The 1,283-nt window shown below is 42.6% G+C and carries 2 protein-coding genes; one reads left to right on the forward strand and one right to left on the reverse strand.

The features are described from left to right. Positions 1–443 (reverse strand): GntR family transcriptional regulator (locus tag ABJV04_RS06595; RefSeq protein WP_348490518.1); only part of this gene is annotated, 443 nt, incomplete at its 3' end. A 252-nt stretch (positions 444–695) separates the two neighbouring features. On the opposite strand from ABJV04_RS06595, the gene ABJV04_RS06600 reads away from it, so the two are divergent. Next, entirely contained in the window at positions 696–1,082 is a 387-nt protein-coding gene (locus ABJV04_RS06600) for a DUF302 domain-containing protein (RefSeq protein WP_348490519.1), read from the forward strand. Positions 1,083–1,283 lie beyond the last annotated feature (201 nt).

Below are 1,283 nucleotides of genomic sequence, written 5' to 3' on the forward strand. Positions count from 1 at the left end.
GGCAGCCAGGTAATATCGTAAGCGATAGGCTGCCCGTTACCCAGCCTGACACGTTCAAGTTTAACTACAATAGCGCCTTCTTTAACATTCAGGATGGAAGCGATCTCTTCACTTACTTTTTCCTGTCCCAGGGAGATTACTTCAGAGGAAGCCTGTAAACCCGAGCCGGCCAGCTCTTCGTTAAAATCTTTTAGTTGTGCGAACGACTGATGGGCACGATGGTCGCTGACAAACGACCCCAGCCCCTGGCAGCGATAAATAAGCTGCTCATTTTCCAATGTCTGCAAAGCCCGCCTGACCGTTACGCGGCTAACCTCAAAGGTATCACTCAACTCGTTTTCGGAGGGCAGTTTTTCATTTTTCTTCAGTTTGCCATCCTGAATCTGTTTGCTCAGCCAGTCGCTGATTTGCTTGTGTAATGGTATGCCGTCTTGTAATTCCATAAACCTTTCCATTTCAAAACTAATTCGATTTGCTGCTAATATATATAATAGGATGCTAAAAAGCCATACCTGTATTTACAAGATTGATTTTTGGGTTATATGGCTGAAAAAGCAAGTAATCTGAAATAACAGTAAAAATTTAAGGTTTATTTAAGGTTTTAGATTGTATATTACAAGCCGTAACAACTTGTATTGACATGTAGTAATATTAAATGTATTTTAGAACCAGGAAATCAAAAAAGACTAAACGTCATGAAATACTTCACTTCGAAAACAACAAACCGATCGTACGAACAGGCCATAGCCGATGTAACGGAACTCCTTAAAGATGAGGGGTTTGGCGTGCTGACGGAAATCGATGTCAAAGAAACGCTGAAAAAGAAACTGGACGTGGATTTTAAAAAGTACAGAATATTAGGGGCTTGTAACCCTCACTTTGCCCACCAGGCGCTGCAGGCGGAAGATAAGATTGGCGTAATGTTGCCGTGCAATGTGATTGTGGAAGAGCACGAAGACGGCACGGTAGAAGTTTCGGCTGTGGACCCGGTGGCGTCTATGCAGGCCGTTGACAATGACAACCTGCAGCCGATAGCCGAGCAGGTGCGCGCCAACCTGAAAAAAGTGATCGGCAAACTATAAGCACAGCATTTTTTATTTGAAGTACCCGAATACATTTTAATTTCAAACCAACACAAAACAAATGGTGACTATTATGAAACGTTTAACAGTAGTTTTTGCACTCATGTTCTCTTTGATGCTGATCGCAAGCTCCGGCTTTGCACAGCAGAAAAAAGCTGACATGAGCCAAAAGAAACAACAAATGATGGAAATGATGCAGGA

The organism is Aliiglaciecola sp., assembly GCF_039982535.1.
Lineage (GTDB): Bacteria > Pseudomonadota > Gammaproteobacteria > Enterobacterales > Alteromonadaceae > Aliiglaciecola.